The sequence below is a fragment of the Hymenobacter gummosus genome (genome assembly GCF_003970915.1).
Classification (GTDB): Bacteria; Bacteroidota; Bacteroidia; order Cytophagales; family Hymenobacteraceae; genus Solirubrum; species Solirubrum gummosum.
In genome coordinates, this window is sequence record NZ_RXOF01000004.1 from 124,562 (window position 1) to 139,840 (window position 15,279).

The 15,279-nt window shown below is 65.6% G+C and carries 15 protein-coding genes; 8 read left to right on the plus strand and 7 right to left on the minus strand.

The window, feature by feature from the left end; all coding sequences use genetic code 11:
- Window positions 1-84: 84 nt before the first annotated feature.
- From rsmG to EJV47_RS08610, 3 genes are all read right to left on the minus strand, one after another.
- Window positions 85-747 (minus strand): 16S rRNA (guanine(527)-N(7))-methyltransferase RsmG, encoded by a 663-nt coding sequence (gene rsmG, locus EJV47_RS08600; protein WP_126692749.1) that lies wholly within the window; start codon window positions 745-747, stop codon window positions 85-87.
- Window positions 748-1,075: 328 nt separating this feature from the next.
- The gene (locus EJV47_RS08605; RefSeq protein ID WP_126692750.1) at window positions 1,076-1,699 is read right to left on the minus strand and encodes an RNA polymerase sigma factor; all 624 of its coding nucleotides are present in this window, start codon (window positions 1,697-1,699) and stop codon (window positions 1,076-1,078) included.
- Entirely contained in the window at window positions 1,690-2,829 is a 1,140-nt protein-coding gene (locus EJV47_RS08610) for a glycosyltransferase (RefSeq protein WP_165903670.1), read from the minus strand. Before EJV47_RS08610 ends, EJV47_RS08605 begins: the two co-directional genes overlap by 10 nt.
- Before the next feature lie 190 nt (window positions 2,830-3,019).
- Here EJV47_RS08610 and tgt point away from each other — a divergent pair, with 190 nt between their 5' ends.
- From tgt to EJV47_RS08630, 4 genes are all read left to right on the plus strand, one after another.
- On the plus strand, window positions 3,020-4,150 hold the full coding sequence (gene tgt, locus EJV47_RS08615; protein WP_126692752.1) for a tRNA guanosine(34) transglycosylase Tgt: 1,131 nt from the start codon (window positions 3,020-3,022) through the stop codon (window positions 4,148-4,150).
- Window positions 4,151-4,233: 83 nt separating this feature from the next.
- Window positions 4,234-4,581, plus strand: a complete 348-nt coding sequence (locus EJV47_RS08620; RefSeq protein ID WP_126692753.1) for a hypothetical protein — start codon at window positions 4,234-4,236, stop codon at window positions 4,579-4,581.
- On the plus strand, window positions 4,581-5,660 hold the full coding sequence (locus tag EJV47_RS08625; protein ID WP_126692754.1) for an LptF/LptG family permease: 1,080 nt from the start codon (window positions 4,581-4,583) through the stop codon (window positions 5,658-5,660). Before EJV47_RS08620 ends, EJV47_RS08625 begins: the two co-directional genes overlap by 1 nt.
- A 94-nt stretch (window positions 5,661-5,754) precedes the next feature.
- Window positions 5,755-6,690: a DMT family transporter gene (locus tag EJV47_RS08630; RefSeq protein WP_126692755.1), complete on the plus strand. Its 936-nt coding sequence runs from the start codon at window positions 5,755-5,757 to the stop codon at window positions 6,688-6,690.
- 244 nt (window positions 6,691-6,934) lie between these two features.
- Here EJV47_RS08630 and pulA read toward each other — a convergent pair whose 3' ends face one another.
- The 3 genes from pulA to ispE all read right to left on the minus strand — a co-directional run bounded on the left by pulA (window position 6,935) and on the right by ispE (window position 10,268).
- Window positions 6,935-8,923 carry a type I pullulanase gene (gene pulA / locus EJV47_RS08635; protein ID WP_126692756.1) on the minus strand — a complete coding sequence of 663 codons (1,989 nt, stop codon included), beginning with the start codon at window positions 8,921-8,923 and terminating at the stop codon, window positions 6,935-6,937.
- A 23-nt stretch (window positions 8,924-8,946) separates the two neighbouring features.
- Window positions 8,947-9,387 (minus strand): hypothetical protein, encoded by a 441-nt coding sequence (locus tag EJV47_RS08640; RefSeq protein ID WP_126692757.1) that lies wholly within the window; start codon window positions 9,385-9,387, stop codon window positions 8,947-8,949.
- A 62-nt stretch (window positions 9,388-9,449) separates the two neighbouring features.
- Window positions 9,450-10,268: a 4-(cytidine 5'-diphospho)-2-C-methyl-D-erythritol kinase gene (gene ispE, locus EJV47_RS08645; RefSeq protein WP_126692758.1), complete on the minus strand. Its 819-nt coding sequence runs from the start codon at window positions 10,266-10,268 to the stop codon at window positions 9,450-9,452.
- Between the two features lie 526 nt (window positions 10,269-10,794).
- On the opposite strand from ispE, the gene EJV47_RS08650 reads away from it, so the two are divergent.
- From EJV47_RS08650 to EJV47_RS08665, 4 genes are all read left to right on the plus strand, one after another.
- Window positions 10,795-11,448: a sugar transferase gene (locus EJV47_RS08650; RefSeq protein ID WP_126692759.1), complete on the plus strand. Its 654-nt coding sequence runs from the start codon at window positions 10,795-10,797 to the stop codon at window positions 11,446-11,448.
- A 6-nt stretch (window positions 11,449-11,454) separates the two neighbouring features.
- Entirely contained in the window at window positions 11,455-12,150 is a 696-nt protein-coding gene (locus EJV47_RS08655; protein WP_126692760.1) for an acetyltransferase, read from the plus strand.
- Between the two features lie 13 nt (window positions 12,151-12,163).
- Window positions 12,164-12,709, plus strand: coding sequence for a hypothetical protein (locus EJV47_RS08660; protein ID WP_126692761.1), 546 nt, complete (start codon window positions 12,164-12,166; stop codon window positions 12,707-12,709).
- Window positions 12,710-12,772: 63 nt separating this feature from the next.
- The gene (locus EJV47_RS08665; protein WP_126692762.1) at window positions 12,773-13,912 is read left to right on the plus strand and encodes a DegT/DnrJ/EryC1/StrS family aminotransferase; all 1,140 of its coding nucleotides are present in this window, start codon (window positions 12,773-12,775) and stop codon (window positions 13,910-13,912) included.
- 11 nt (window positions 13,913-13,923) lie between these two features.
- Here the strand turns inward: EJV47_RS08665 and EJV47_RS08670 are convergent, their stop codons facing one another.
- Window positions 13,924-14,976 (minus strand): Riean_0653 family protein, encoded by a 1,053-nt coding sequence (locus EJV47_RS08670; protein WP_126692763.1) that lies wholly within the window; start codon window positions 14,974-14,976, stop codon window positions 13,924-13,926.
- Window positions 14,977-15,279: the final 303 nt, after the last annotated feature.

The window sequence follows — 15,279 nt, forward strand, 5'->3', positions numbered from 1 at the left end:
TATCACGTTTGGATACTATCTAACGTAGCAAGGTCCTTCGCTTTGCTCAGGATGACATGTTTTTTGACCGTTGATAAGAGTTTGTTACACGTTATTACTGCGCTTGCCGCGGGCCAGGGCTTTGTTGGCCGGCACGAAGACCACCTTTTTCGTCTCGAAGAATTCCTCGCTGAAAAAGTCGCTGAGGTTCGTCACTTCGGCTATCAGGCCCGATTCCTCAATTTCCTCGGTCAGGTCGCCGCCTTTGAGGTAGTACAGGCCATGGGTTGCGCTGGCGGCGGCGGCGGTGTTGGTGTAGCGCTGGGCAATCCAGGGGTGGAAGTTGGCGAGGCGCGTCACCGCCCGGCTTACCACGAAGTCGAACTTGGAGCGCACCTGCTCGGCCCGGATTTGCTCGGCCGTCACGTTGTGCAGCTTCAGGGCGTGGGCCATGTCCTGTACGGCTTTAATCTTCTTGCCAATGCTGTCGATGAGGTGGAACTGCACTTCCGGGAACAGGATGGCCAGCGGCAGGCCGGGCAAGCCGCCGCCGGTACCCACGTCGAGCACCGAAGAGCCGGCCGGGAACTGCACCACTTTGGCAATGCCGGCTGAGTGCAGGAAGTGGCGCTCGGCCAGGTTGTCGACGTCGGTGCGGGCAATGAGGTTGACGCGCTCGTTCCAGCCGCGGAATTCGTGGTCGAGCTGCTGAAACTGCTCGCGCTGGCGCGGCGTGAGGTCGGGGAAGTAGCGGAAGAGGATTTCCATCGTGCGGGCAAAGATAGACCGGGGATAGGAACGGATGGCGCAACGGATGAAACGGTAGCACCGGAAAACGATGACACCGGCAGTCATTGCGAGGCGTAGCCGCGGCAACCGTTCCGCTAGTAGTAGAAACGCTACAGCTGGCAGACACCGAAGCATGCACCCGCAGTTGCTGGTGGTACCGTTTTCAGTTGGTGCTTCTTGTACCGTTGTGCCGCGAGGGGAAAGATTGCCGCGGCTACGCCTCGCAATGACAGCGGGGTGAACCGCCGCTTACAAACGACGACGCCCCGCCGGGGTCGGCGGGGCGTCGTGCGGGAAGTGCATCTGGCTAGATGATTTCCTTCTTGTTCTTTACCATGTCGTAGAGCAGCTCGCGGGCGCGGTGCAGTTGGGCCTTCACGGTGCCGAGCGGGGCTTTCAGCTCCTGGGCAATTTCCTCGTAGCTCAGCTCATCGAAGTAGCGCAGGGTCACGAGGCGCTGGTATTTATCAGGCAGCCGGGATACCACGTGCTGCATGATTTCGATTTTCTGGTTTTTGATGGCCGACTCCGCCGGGTTCAGGTTGTTGTCGCGGAAATCAATGGTGATTTCGTCGCCGTTGTCAATCTTGATGGCCGAGTCGATGGACATCGTCTTGATTTTATTCTTGCGAATAAAGTCAATGCAGTTGTTGGTGGCGATGCGGAACAGCCAGGTACTAAAGGCGTACTCGGGGTTGAACTTGTGCAGGTTGCGGAAGGCCTTGGCGAAAGCCTCGATGGTGAGGTCTTCGGCGTCATCGGGGTTGCGCACCATCTTCAACACCACGTGGTACACGGGTTTCTTGTAGATCTGCATCAGCTCGGCGTAGGCCTTCTCGTCGCCGTTTTCGACGGCGGCGCGAATGAGCTTGAAGTCGTGCTTGGCCTTGGCCGAGAACTGCTTCTGGAGGTCCTGATTATTTACTTCCATCGGGAGGGGTTGCGGTAGAGCACTAACGAGGCTGTCAGGAGAGAGTAGGCAAAAAAATACCCCGCGTCCAGCACCGGAATCAGCCACCAGGGCTGCCGGTCGTGGAGGCGGCGGCTGGCCTGCGCGTACGTAGCAACAACGGCGGAGGTTCGGACGCCCCACAGTGCTGCCAGCGTTACCCACTCAGGGTCAGGCAAAATCAATGCCGCCAGAGTTCCAAGATAAAACAAGCCGTTAGCTAAGATAAAGGTTCCAATCCGAACCCGGTCGGAAAATCGGTAGCGCGGGCCGGCCGACAGGTGCCGGCGCTTCTGCCGCCACCACTGGCGCCAGGTATCGGGGGCGAAGCTGACCGTCTGGGCCGCGGCCGCGGTAACGACGCTGGCCCGGCGGCCCAGTTGCACCGCGTCCTGCACCAGCAGGTCGTCGTCGCCGCTCATCCGGCGGATGTGGGAGGCGAAGCCCTTGGTGGCCATAAACGTGGCCTTGGTGTAGGCCAGGTTGCGGCCCACGCCCATGTAGGGCTGCCCGCGCTCGGCGAAGCTGAGGTACTGCAGGCCGGTGAGCAGGGTCTCGAAGCGGATGAGCTTGTTCAGGAAGCCCTCGGCCTCGGCGTAAGGGCTGTAGCCGAGCACCAGATCAGCCCCGTTGTCGAAGCCGCGGGCCATGTGGCGCAGCCACTGGTTGCCGCGGGGCTGGCAATCGGCATCGGTGAAGAGCAGGTAGGGGTACTTGGCGACTTTGATGCCAAGCGTGAGGGCGTACTTTTTGGGCGCAATGCCCTCGGGCGTGCTGCCGACGGTGACCAAGCGCACGTTGGGATAGTACTGCGTCAGCTGCTGGGTATAGAGGCCGGTGTCGTCGTCCGAGCGGTCGTCGATGAGCACGACTTCAAACTGGGCATAATCCTGCTGCAGCAGCTCGGGCATGAGGTAGCGCAGCTGCTCCAGGGCGTTGCGGGCCGCCACAATGATGGACACCGGGTGGGCCTGCTCGTGCGCGGGGGCCGGCTCGGCGGCCTCGGGTACGCGGCGCAGGGCGAAGGGCCAGAAGTAGTACGCGGCGTAGCCCAGCTGCACCAGCACGCAGAGCACGAGCAGCCAGGAAACGGGCGAGAGGTGAAAGGGCAAGACGGGAGTAGCTGATTTAAGGCCGCAAAGGTAGACCACAGATGGTAACGGATGTCTAAACGGATAGAACAGATCCAAGGCCTGATTAGCCCGTCTGGTGTGCCGGCGGAGGTTGCTGCCGTTCCATCCGTTTAAGCATTCGTTGCCATCTGTGGTCTACCTTTGTGGATTATTCGGCTCCCGCTTACGCATGAAATTCGACCTCCTCGCCCACGACCCGCAGAGCAAAGCCCGCGCGGGCGTGCTGACCACCGCCCACGGCACGATTGAGACGCCCATTTTTATGCCCGTGGGTACGGCGGGCTCGGTGAAGGCCGTGCACCAGCGCGAGGTGAAGGACGACGTGCAGGCCCAGATTATTCTCGGCAACACTTACCACCTGTACCTGCGCCCCGGCCTCGACACGCTGCGCAAGGCCGGCGGCCTGCACAAGTTCAACGGCTGGGACCGGCCCATTCTCACCGACTCGGGCGGCTACCAGGTGTACTCCTTATCGAACACGCGCAAGATCAAGGAGGAGGGCGTCAAGTTCCGCTCCCACATCGACGGCTCGCAGCATTTGTTTACCCCGGAGGGCGTGATGGACATTCAGCGCGTCATCGGGGCCGACATCATTATGGCCTTCGACGAGTGCACGCCCTGGCCCTGCGAGTACGAGTACGCCCGCAAGTCCTTGGACATGACGCACCGCTGGCTCAAGCGCTGCATTCAGCGCATCGACGAGACGGAGCCGCTCTACGGCTACGAGCAGCAGCTGTTTCCCATCGTGCAGGGCTCGACCTTTAAAGACCTGCGGGTGAAGTCGGCGGAGTTCATCGCCGAGCAGGGCCGGGCGGGCAACGCCATCGGGGGCTTAAGCGTGGGTGAGCCGGCTGAGCTGATGTACGAAATGACGGAAATCTGCTGCGACATCCTGCCGGCCGATAAGCCGCGCTACCTGATGGGCGTGGGCACGCCGGCCAACATCCTGGAAAACATTGCGCTGGGCGTGGACATGTTCGACTGCGTGCTGCCCACCCGCAACGCCCGCAACGGGATGCTGTTCACCACCCAGGGCATCATCAACATCAAGAACAAGAAGTGGGAGCAGGACTTTTCGCCCATTGACGAAGAACTCGGCGGCTACGTCAGCACGTTCTACTCCAAGTCCTACCTGCGTCACCTGTTCCACGCCGGGGAGTACCTGGCGGGCATGGCGGCCTCGGTGCACAACCTCACCTTCTACCTCTGGCTGGTGCGCAACGCCCGGGAACAGATTCTGGCCGGCACCTTCCGGGAGTGGAAGGAGCGCATGGTGAAGCAGCTGATGGTAAGATTATGAGTTGTCGGTTGTCAGTTTTGAGTTGCCCGTACGTTCTGGCACCTTGACTAACAACTAGCAACTGTCAACTGACAACTAATCTGATGGCGCTTCCCAAGAAACAAGGACTCCGTAAGCTGCAAGTCGGCACGACGGGCTACTACTGGAAGCTTCGCAACGAGCGAAACGGCGAAATGACCATCACCATCGGCGAAGTAGCCAATCCTAACTGCCGCCTGACGGTGCACACGAACTGGTATGACCCCTGGCTGATGCTTGGTGACCGGACCGGGCAGCGGTGGACCACCGGTATCATCACGCCGGCGCTGGTCAGGCAAGCCATTAATTATGCACTGTCCCAGCAGTGGGGCGAAGAAGGTAATCGGAACTGGGTGCTGAATTATCAGAATGAAACGTTCAGCATCCGGCCTCCTTTCACGAATAGCATCTGATGCTCCGCTTACTCGATAAATACGTCCTTGGCAAGCTGCTCACTACCTTCTTTTTCACGGTGGTGGTGCTGGTCATGGTTATCTGCGTGATTGACTTCACGGAGAAAAACGACGACTTCATCAAGCACGACCTCGGGGCCTGGCAGATTATCACGGAGTATTACCTGAACCTGTTTCCGTACTACGCCAACCTGCTCAGCCCCATCACCGTGTTCATTGCCACGGTGCTGGTGACGGCCCGGCTGGCGGCCCGCACCGAAATTGTGGCTATTCTGGCCAGCGGGGTGAGCTTCCGGCGCTTTCTGCTGCCTTACGCCATGGGCGGGGCCGTTATCGGGCTGGCTATTTTCGGACTCATTGGCTGGGTCATTCCGCTGGCCAACAAGCCGCGGGTGGCCTTCGAGCGGAAGTACGTGAAAAACCCCTACCGCTTTCAGGGGCGCAACGTGCACATCAAAATCGGGCCCAAGGACTACGCCTACCTGGAAAGCTACGACAACTCGGCCAACGTGGGCTACCGCTTCGCCATCGAAACCATCGAGGGCACTTTGCTGAAGCGGCGCCTCTCGGCCGAGGCCATCACCTGGGATACCACCAAGAAAGCCTGGCACCTGACGCCGCAGACGGTGCGCACCATCCGCAACGGCAAGGAGACGCTGAAAATCTACCCCGCGCGCGACACCACGCTGAACCTCTACCCCAAGGACTTTGCCAGCACCTTCAAGCTGCAGGAAACGCTGACCACGCCCGAGCTGAACGCCTTCATCCAGGAGAAAATCAACCGCGGCGCCGACGACACGGAAATCTACCTGGTGGAGAAGTACGAGCGGCAGGCTTACCCCTTCGCCATCATCATCCTCACCGTCATCGGGGTGATTATGAGCGCGCGGAAGTCGCGCAACGGCGTGGGCGGGCAGATTGCGCTGGGCTTCGTGCTGGCCTTCATCTACATCGGCTTCGTCATCCTGAGCCGTAACTTGGCCCTGGTCGGCGGCATTCCGCCCGCCCTGTCGGCCTGGGTGCCCAACATCGTCTTCAGCACCATCGGCCTGGTGCTGTACCGGTTTATTCCAAGATAGGGTCTTGGGGTCTTGGGAGCTTAGGGTCTTGGTTGTTCAAGCCAGCCTCCGTAAACCAAGCCCCCAAGACCCTAAGCTCCCAAGACCCTAATCCATGCTCAAAGACTACCTCCGCCTCCACTTCATCGTGTTTTTGTGGGGCTTCACGGCCATTCTGGGCAAGCTGATTGCCTTGCCGGCGGTGGAGCTGGTGTTTTACCGCACGCTCATTGCGGCAGTGGGGCTGGTGGGGCTACTGGTGCTGCGGGGGCTGCCCTGGCGTATTCCCACGGGGCAGGCACTGCGGCTGCTGGGCGTGGGGGCGGTGGTGGCCGCGCACTGGATTACCTTCTTTCTGGCCGCCCGGCTGTCGTCGGTGAGCGTGTGCCTGGCGGGCATGGCCACGCTGGCCCTGTGGACCTCCATTCTGGAGCCGCTGCTGCTGCGCAAGAAGTTTCAGCCCTACGAAATCCTGCTCGGGCTGCTGGCTATGGTGGGTCTGTACTTGGTGTCGCAGGCCGAATTTGACCAGTTGCTGGGCCTGGGCGTGGCTATTCTGTCGGCGGGGCTGAGCGCCCTGTTCAGCGTGTTCAACGCCCGGCTCATCAAAGACCACCCGCCACTGCGCCTGACGCTCTACGAAATGCTGGGCGCCTGCCTGAGCATCATGGTATTCCTGATTGGGCGCCCCGCCTTCGGCGGACCGCTGCCCCAGCTGGCCCCCTCGCCCGCCGACTGGCTGTGGCTGCTGCTGCTGGCCGGGGTGTGCACGGTGTACGCCTTCTCGGCCTCGGTGGAGCTGATGAAGCGCCTCTCGGCCTTCGCCGTGAACCTGACGGTGAACCTGGAGCCGATCTACGGCATCGTGCTGGCCGTCGTCATGTACTGGCTGCGGGTGCCGGGCTTCGGGCAGGAGCGGCTATCGTTTGGCTTCTACGCGGGCACCTGCCTCATCCTGCTCAGTGTGCTCGTGCACCCGCTGCTGAACCAGTGGCAGCTGCGCCGCCGCCGGCCCACGGCGGATGAAGCGGTGCAGTTGGTGGAGCGGTAAAGGGCCTCACCCCCCGGCCCCCTCTCCCGTGGAGAGGGGGAGCCAAACGTCAGCAACGACAGCGGGAGCTATGAGCATCAGGCTCATGGCTCCCGCTTTTTCATTACTACTTGAGTTTTTGTAAAGCCAAAATCGTCCGCGCGGGGTGGCTGAGCCCGCGCGAGGCCACCCCGCTTCGCCAGCTGAGGTTGCTGACGGCAGGCTCCCCCTCTCCACGGGAGAGGGGGCCGGGGGGTGAGGCCTCCTACTGCACCAAGATCAGCGCCGTGCTGGCGGGTAGCGTCAGCGGCTCCTGCTGCTGCTGGAGCTGGCCCAGGCCCTGCTCGTTCACATCGAGGCCGCGCAGGACGACGGTGTAGCGGCCGGCGGGTACGGGCACCTGGACGGGCTGGCGGTTGCCGTTGAACACCACCACAATGTTGCGCCATTTATCCCCGCCGGCGTGGTCGCGCAGGCGGTAGGCAATGGTGCCGGCGGGTGCCCCGGGCAGAAACTCCAGGTGGCGGGCAATCAGCTCCTGAGTGGGCAGGCGGAAGGCCGGATGGGCCCGGCGCAGCGCCACCAGGCCGCGGTAGAAGCTGAATACCGGGGCGTAGCGGGCCTTGCGCGCCCAGTCGATCTGGTTGACGGAGTCGGGCAGGTTGTAGGAGTTGTGGGAGCCGCCCTTGGTGCGCAGGAATTCGTCGCCGACGGGCAGGAAGGGCACGCCCTGGGAGGTGAAGACGATGGCGTTGCTGAGCGCGTCCATCCGGATCAGCTCGTCCTCGGCGGCGCCGGGGTTGGCGGCGCGTAGCTTGTCCCAGAGCACCATATCGTCGTGACAGGCCACGTAGTTGATGGCCTGGCCGGGCGCGGCGGCCCAGGGCGCTTTGCTGTAGTTCACCTTGCCGTAGTCGAGCTGGGGGTGACGGGTGGCGCCCACGATGCCAAACTTCACGCTTTCCTCCAGCCCCGGCCGGCCGCTGGCAAAGCCCGGCTCGGTCTGGCGGGCGAAGTGCCCTTTCACCCCGTCGCGCAGCTCGTCGCCGAACGCGGCTACGCCGGGTACCTGGGCCACGTTGGCCTTCACGGCGCGCTGGGCTTCGGGCAGGGGGCTGGCCCCGGCCGTCCACCCCTCGCCGTACACGAAGATGCTCGGGTCCTGGGCACTGAGCGCGGCCCGCACCTGCCGCATGGTTTCCAGGTCCAGAATACCCATGAGGTCGAAGCGGAAGCCGTCGACGTGGTACTCGCGGGCCCAGTACGCCACCGATTCCACGATGAGCTTGCGCACCATCGGCCGCTCGGAGGCCACTTCGTTGCCGCAGGCGGCGGCGTCCGACAGGCGGCCGTCGGCGGTGTGGCGGTAGTAGTAGCCGGGCACCAGCTGCTCGAAGCTGGAGCGGCGGGCGTCGGCGGTGTGGTTGTACACCACGTCGAGCACCACGCGCAGCTGCTGCCGGTGCAGGGCCTGCACCAGCTGCTTTAGCTCCGTAATGCGGGCGGCCGGGGCGGCGGCATCGGTGGCGTAGCTGCCCTCGGGCACGGAGTAGTGCAGCGGGTCGTAGCCCCAGTTGTAGCGCGGGCCGGGCAGGCTCTCGTCGATGGAGGCGAAGTCGTTGGTGGGCAGCAGGTGCACGTGGGTCAGGCCCAGCTCCCGCAGGTGGTCGAGGCCGGTTTTGACGCCCTGCGGGCCGCGGGTGCCGGTTTCGGTGAAGCCCAGGAACTTGCCCTTGCGGCGGATGCCGGACGTCGGGCTCATCGACAGGTCGCGCACGTGCACCTCGCCGATAACCACGTCGGTGGGCTGTTTCAAGGCGGGGCGCTGGTCGGTGGCCCAGCCAGCCGGGCTGGTCGTGGCCGGGTCGAGCAGGGCGCCGCGCTGCCCGTTCAGGCCCACGGCGCGGGCGTAGGGGTCGGCCACCTCGGCCCGCGCCTGCCCGCCGATGGTGGCCTGCACGGTGTAGAAGCCGGCGCTGCCGACCGGCAGCGCGTAGGTCCAGGTGCCGCCCTCGGCCCGTTGCATGGCGTGGGTGGCGCGGGGCAGGCCGCCGGTGCCCTGGTCGTAGAGGCGCAGGGTCAGCGCCTCGGCCGTGGGCGCCCACACGCGCAGCGTCGGCCGGCCCTGCGGGTAGCTCAGGCCCAGGTCGGGGCCGGCGTAGGTGGGGTAGCGGGCATAGTCGGCCTCCGACTGGGCCAGGGCGGCCGGGGCGGCGGTGAGCAGCAGCGCGAAGGGAAGCAGGTGGCGAAGCATAAGTGGGAAATCAGACCGCAAAGCTACGCTGACAGCGCCACGCCGGGCCAGCCGCACCGGCCGGGCCGCGCCCATTCCCGCAGACGATGATGCGGCATCACCAGCGCATCGGCCCAGGATACGAGCCGGTACTTGGGGTGAAAATCCGGGCCCAGGTCGGTGAGCGGCTCCCCGCTTACGGGGCTGGATTCCCACTGAAAACCAGCGTTGGCATCCTGGCTACGGTCCACATCGAGCCAGCAGAAAACCTGCCCCAGCGCGGCGTACTGTTCGTTGAAGCGCCTCGCGGCCAGCAGGGCCCGCCAATACAGCGGGTGCTGCCAGTGCCGCATGGCCGCATCGTCTTCCGCCAGCCTCAGCCAGTAGTATTCAGCATAGGCGGCCCGCCAGTGCTCCAGGTTCAGCAACTGGCCGAAGCGCTGGTGCACCGGGTGCGTCGGCGGCAACGCCTGATCCGACTGCATATCCCAGAGACAGGTCGGACTATCGGGCAGCCACCTGAGGCTGTACAAACCGCTCGTGCTGCTCACAGCTGCCCATCCCACACCAGGTACTCCGCGGGCAGCGGCAGCGCGGGCGGCAGCTCCCGGCCCGGCCACAGCCCGAACACCGCCGAGCCCGAGCCCGACAGGCTGGCGTAGGCCGCGCCCGCGTCGTAGAGCTGCTGCTTGAGCTGCCCCAGCAGCGGGTATTTCGGCGCCAGCGCCGCCTCGAAGTCGTTGACGACCGTTTCGCGCCAAGTTTCCACCGGGCCGGCCAGGGCCGCGCTTAGCGCGTGGGCGGGCGTTTTGGGCGTGACGCCGGCGTAGGCTTCGGCGGTGCTGATGTGCAGGTTGGGGTAAATGACCTTGCAGGCCGCGCCGCGCAGCTGCGGCAGGGGCAGCGGCGCCAGCTCGTCGCCGCGGCCCAGAGCCAGGGCGGGCTGGTTGCGGATAAAAAAGGCGCAGTCGGAGCCGAGGCGGCGGGCGTAGGCTTCCAGTTGCTCGTCGGTCAGGCTCAATTCCAGCACCGTATTGAGGGCGCGCAGGCAGAAGGCGGCATCGGCCGAGCCCCCGCCCAGGCCCGCCCCGATGGGCACCACCTTGTGCAGGTGAATCTGCACGGGCGGCACCGCGGGGAAATCGGCCCGCAGCAGCTCGTAGGCGCGGCGGCAGAGGTTGGTCGTGGGGTCGCCGGGGATGGGGCGGCCGGTGAGCGTGAGACTGGTTTCGGCGGCAGGCAGCACTTCCAGCGCGTCGCACCAGGGCAGGGGCAGCATCACCGTTTCGAGGGTGTGGAAGCCGTCGGGGCGGCGGGCGGTGATGTGCAGGCCCAGGTTGAGCTTGGCGTTGGGGAAGACGAGCATGGGGCAAAGAACGGCAGCGCGGCTCCGAGGCGCAACCGCGCCGCGCACAAGGGCGACTTCGCGGTGCCGGACCGCGCGCTTGCGGCTTCCGGCCGCAACCTTCCGCTCCAGAACCGCAAGCTCGCGGCTCTTAACCGCGAGCTTGCGGTTCTGGAGCCAAAACCTCCCGACTGGTAACCGCAAACTTCCGCTCTGAAACCGCAAGCTCGCGGTCCGGAACCGCAACCTCGCGACTCTTAACCGCGACGTCGCGGCTGCTGGCCGCGGCTGCGCGGTTCGCCGCCGCAACCTCCCGGCTACTTACCGCGCCTGCCCGGTTCGGCGCCGGTCGGCAGTAGCATAAGCTTTAGCTTGTGCTGGCGCGGCACGCGCCACGGCGGAACCGGGCCGTTGGACCAGCCCGTAGAAGTCCGGTACCGCCCTGCGGCCGCCCGGCCGCAGCACAAGCTAAAGCTTATGCCACTTTCGGCGGGCCGCCGGCCAACGTCCGGGCTGCCTAACTTGCAGCGGCCCCGCTTCCACCCTTATGCCCTCCCCTCTTCCCCCACCCGCCGCCGACTGGTACCGCCGCTGGGGCAAGCGTGCCCTGGATGTGCTGCTGGCCTTTCCGCTGCTCGTGCTGGCGCTGCCGGTGCTGGCCGCGGCGGCGCTGCTGCTCTGGCTACAGCCGGGGCAGCGGGGCGTGCTGTTCCGGCAGCCGCGGCCCGGGCGGCACGGGCGCATTTTTACCCTGTACAAGCTCCAAACCATGACCCAGGCCCGCGACGCCGCGGGCCGGCTGCTGCCCGATGCCCAGCGCCTCACTCGCCTGGGCCGCTGGCTGCGCGCCACCTCCGTCGACGAGCTGCCTCAGCTCTGGAACGTGCTGCGCGGCGACATCAGCCTCGTCGGACCCCGGCCGCTGCTGGTGGAGTACCTGCCGCTGTACTCGCCTGCCCAGGCCCGGCGCCACGAGGTGCGGCCCGGTGTTACGGGCTGGGCGCAGGTAAACGGGCGCAACGCCATCAGCTGGGAGCAGAAGTTTCTCTACGACGTCTGGTACGTCGACCACGCGTCGTTTGCGCTTGATTTGCGTATTCTGGTGCTGACGGCCGGCCGGGTGCTGCGCGCCCACGGCGTGACGGCCCCCGGCCAGGCCACCACCGAAGCCTTCCGGGGCTCGGCTCCATCCCCCGAGTAACGCTGCATGACCCAACTGTTCTTTCCCGAGTACGAAACGCCCAACACCACCGAGCTGCGCCCCCTGGTCATCGTGGGGGCCGGCGGCCTGGGCCGCGAGGTGCTGATGCTGGTGCGCCAGATCAACGACGCTGCGCCGCGCTGGCAGGTGCTCGGCTTCTACGACGACCAGCGCCCGGCCCACGACCAGGTGCACGACCTGCCCTGGCTCGGCCCCGTGGAGGCGCTCAACCAGCGGGCCGAGCCGGTATTCGTCGCCGTGGCCATCGGCAGCGGGCGGCAGCGCGCGGCGGTGGTGGCCCGCCTCACCGCCGCGCAGCTGCAGTTTGCCACCCTGGTGCACCCCTCCGTAGTCCTGCAGCCCTACCAGCGCGTGACGCTGGGCGCGGGCTGCATCATCAGCCAGGCCTGCATCCTCACCTGCGACATTCGCCTGGGCCGGCACGTGCTGCTGAACCTGGGCTGCACCATCGGCCACGACGCCGTGCTGGCTGATTTCTGCTCCCTGATGCCCCATGCCAACGTCGGCGGCGAGGCCCACCTGGAGGAAGCCGTGTACCTGGGCACCAACGCCACCGTTATCAACCGGGTGCGGGTGGGGGCGGGCACCATCGTCGGGGCCGGGGCCGTGGCCGTGCGCGCATTGCCCGCCGCCTGCACCGCCGTGGGCGTGCCCGCCCGCATCATCAAGCAGCACGCCTAACCCCGTTTCGCCTATGCTTCTCGACTTGCTGGCCGATACCCGACCGATTACCAAAGCGGTGCTGCTGACCGCCGGCGGGCTGCTGCTCTACAGCCTGCTGTGCCGCTGGTGGAACATCTACTTCTTCTGGGAAAGCCGCGCCGTGGGCTGGACGCTGCTGCAGCTGGGGGCCATCCTCTACGTGCTCAACAGCATCGACGCCCGCAGCGCCCGGCGCAAAAACGGCCTGCCGGAGAAAATCATCGTCGGCGTACTCTGCTTTGGCCTGCTGCTACGCCTCCTCGTCTGGACGCTCTTTGCCCAGAGCGACGCGTACGCCGCCGCCCGGCGGGCCCTGCTGACTTCCCCGACGCTGCACCAGCAAATCGGCCCCGTGCGGGACGTCTCCATCCGCCCGCTGGGCCACGTCAACCGCCACGAGTCGGACCGCGGCACGCAGGGCGACGCCCAGCTGCACGTCACGGCCAAGGGCCAGCGCGGCTACCAGGATTTGCGCGTGGCGCTGCACAAGGACGTCACCGATTCCACCTGGGTGCTGCGCAGCGTCAGCGTCCACTAACTTCACGCCCACGGTTGCCCGCCGGCTTTGCCCCGCCGGCCCGCCTCACCGGATTTTTGCCCCATGCGCAGCGACGAACACGACCGGCTCTACCTTTCGCCGCCCCACCTGGGCCGCCACGAGCTGAACTACCTGCACAAGGCCATCGAAGACAACTGGGTGGCACCGGTGGGCCCCAACCTCGACGGCTTCGAGCAGGACCTGGCCCAGTACACCGGCCGCGGCCACTGCGTGGCCCTTTCGTCGGGCACGGCGGCCATTCACCTGGGGCTGCTGCTGCTCGGCGTCGGCCCCGGCGACGAGGTCATTGTGCCCTCGTTCACCTTCGTGGCCACCGCCAACCCCGTGCGCTACTTGGGCGCCGAGCCGGTGTTCGTCGACTCCGAGGCCGATACCTGGAACCTCTGCCCCGAGCGCCTGCGCGAAGCCCTGACGGAGCGGCAGCGGCTGGGCAAGTCGGTGAAGGCCCTTATCGTGGTGCACCTTTACGGCATGCCCGCCCGCCTGGCCGAAGTGCTGGCCATTGCCGCCGAGTTTGGCGTGCCGGTGCTCGAAGACGCGGCCGAGGCGCTGGGCTCCCGCTACCGGCAGCAGCCGCTGGGCTCGTTCGGGGCGCTGAGCGTGCTGTCGTTCAACGGCAACAAGATTATTACCACCAGCGGCGGCGGCGCCCTGCTCACCGACGAAGCCGCCTGGGCCGCGCGCACCCGCTTCCTCGCCACCCAGGCCCGCGACGCGGCCCCGCACTACCAGCACTCCGAGCAGGGCTACAACTACCGCCTGAGCAACCTGCTGGCCGGCATCGGGCGCGGGCAGATGGAGCTGATTGAGGACCGCGTGAAGCGCCGCCGCGAAATCTACGCGCTGTACCAGGAGCTGCTCCGGCCGCTCGAAGCCCTGCACGTGGGTCCTGCCGAAGCCGACGACGTACGCGCCAACCGCTGGCTGACCACCATCCTGCTCCGGCCCGAGCACACCAGCCGCACGCCCGAGGACCTACGCCAGCACCTGGAGCGACGCAACATCGAAGCCCGGCCGCTGTGGAAACCCCTGCACCTGCAGCCGCTCTTCGCCGCCGCGCCGGCGTACGGCGGCCAGGTCTGCGCCGACTTATTCAGCCGCGGCCTGTGCCTGCCCTCCGGCTCGGCCATGACCGACGCCGACGTGCGCCGCGTGGTGCAGGCGCTACGGGAAACGCTGTAAGCCTACTGCTGCTAGCGCCCCTGCCGGCAGTGGGCACAATAATACCGAACGTCGAAACGGCCTTCGCGGAGGGGCAGGTGCCGGCGAGTATTCGCGTCGTACAGGAAACCGTCAAAGGTGCCCGCTACTACCCGGGCTACCGTATCGAAGCGCGTAATGGTAACGGTGGTACGCCGGAGCGCAGTGGTAGCGTAGCCCGTGTGCAGTGTGTTCTGCGGCGCACCGGCCGGGGCGGGCTGCTGCTCGCTTATGCGTAGGTACGGGCCTTCACCGGTATGCGGGCTGGTAGTATCGGGACCGAGGACGTACACGCCCGGCCCGTGCAGCCCGGGCAAGTGCAGGTAGAGGTTGCTCAGCTTCCCGCCGACGCGCATAAAGGCCGATACGTGCAGCACCCAGTGGCGGCGCGGTGAGGTCCCCTGTTCAAGCGCGGCCTCCGTCCGGTGCTGCTGGCACCGCCCCGCCTTGAAAGTTGGCAGGAAGTCGCACCACACGTTTCCGTCGAAGCGGCAGCCCGCGGTATTGGCCCCGCGCCGGGTGATGGGTGGCAGCGTCAGGTGCACCTCCCCGCGCTGCAGCAGGCTATCGAAGCGGGCCCACTCCGCTCGGCAACGCTGCTCGGCGGCTTTCAACGCGTCCAGTTGCCGCTGTTCATCCTCGTCGAAGCTAAATTCTTTGGCCGGCTTCTGCACCGGCATCCACTGCGAGTAGCCCGGTGGCGGGGCAGCGCCCGGCTGCAGCGCCGCAAAGCCCGGCGAGGCAGGCTCAATGGGGGTTACCCAGCGGAACAGCGGGGTCAGCGGCGTGAGCTGCACGTAGCGCCACTGATGGGTATTTTCGGTAAGCGTCAGCCAGTCCCGGCGCTGCGACACAAGCAGCTCCCGGTCGCGGCGAAAAAATACGTAGTCCGTCTGCCAGGTTTCGCGGCTGGTGTTGGTACCCAGAAAGAACTGGCCCGCGTGGTTCAGAAACACCCAACCCGGCACTCCGAGTAAGCCCAGCAGCATAATCAGCATGCTCAGCCCCGTGAGCAGCAACAGCCCAATCCATAGCAGTTTCGGCAAGGCCCGGGGCAACCCGAAACGCGCCGCCGCGGGCCACACCAGCAGCCAGATGCCGCTGTGCAAGGCGCTCAGCACACCCTGATTGGCATATTCTAACCGCGGAACAACTACCGGGAGCAAACTTCCAACCACGCACAGCACCCAAAGCCACGCCAGCAGCGGCCGCACACGGATAATACCAGGCATCAACTGTGAAAACGATTAGTAAGCTGAACATCACCCGACTCCGGCAAGAAATTTACCTGCCGGTTTCGCGCTTATTCGCAGCCCGATTAGCAGCAACTTAGCCCAAAAGCTGGGGCA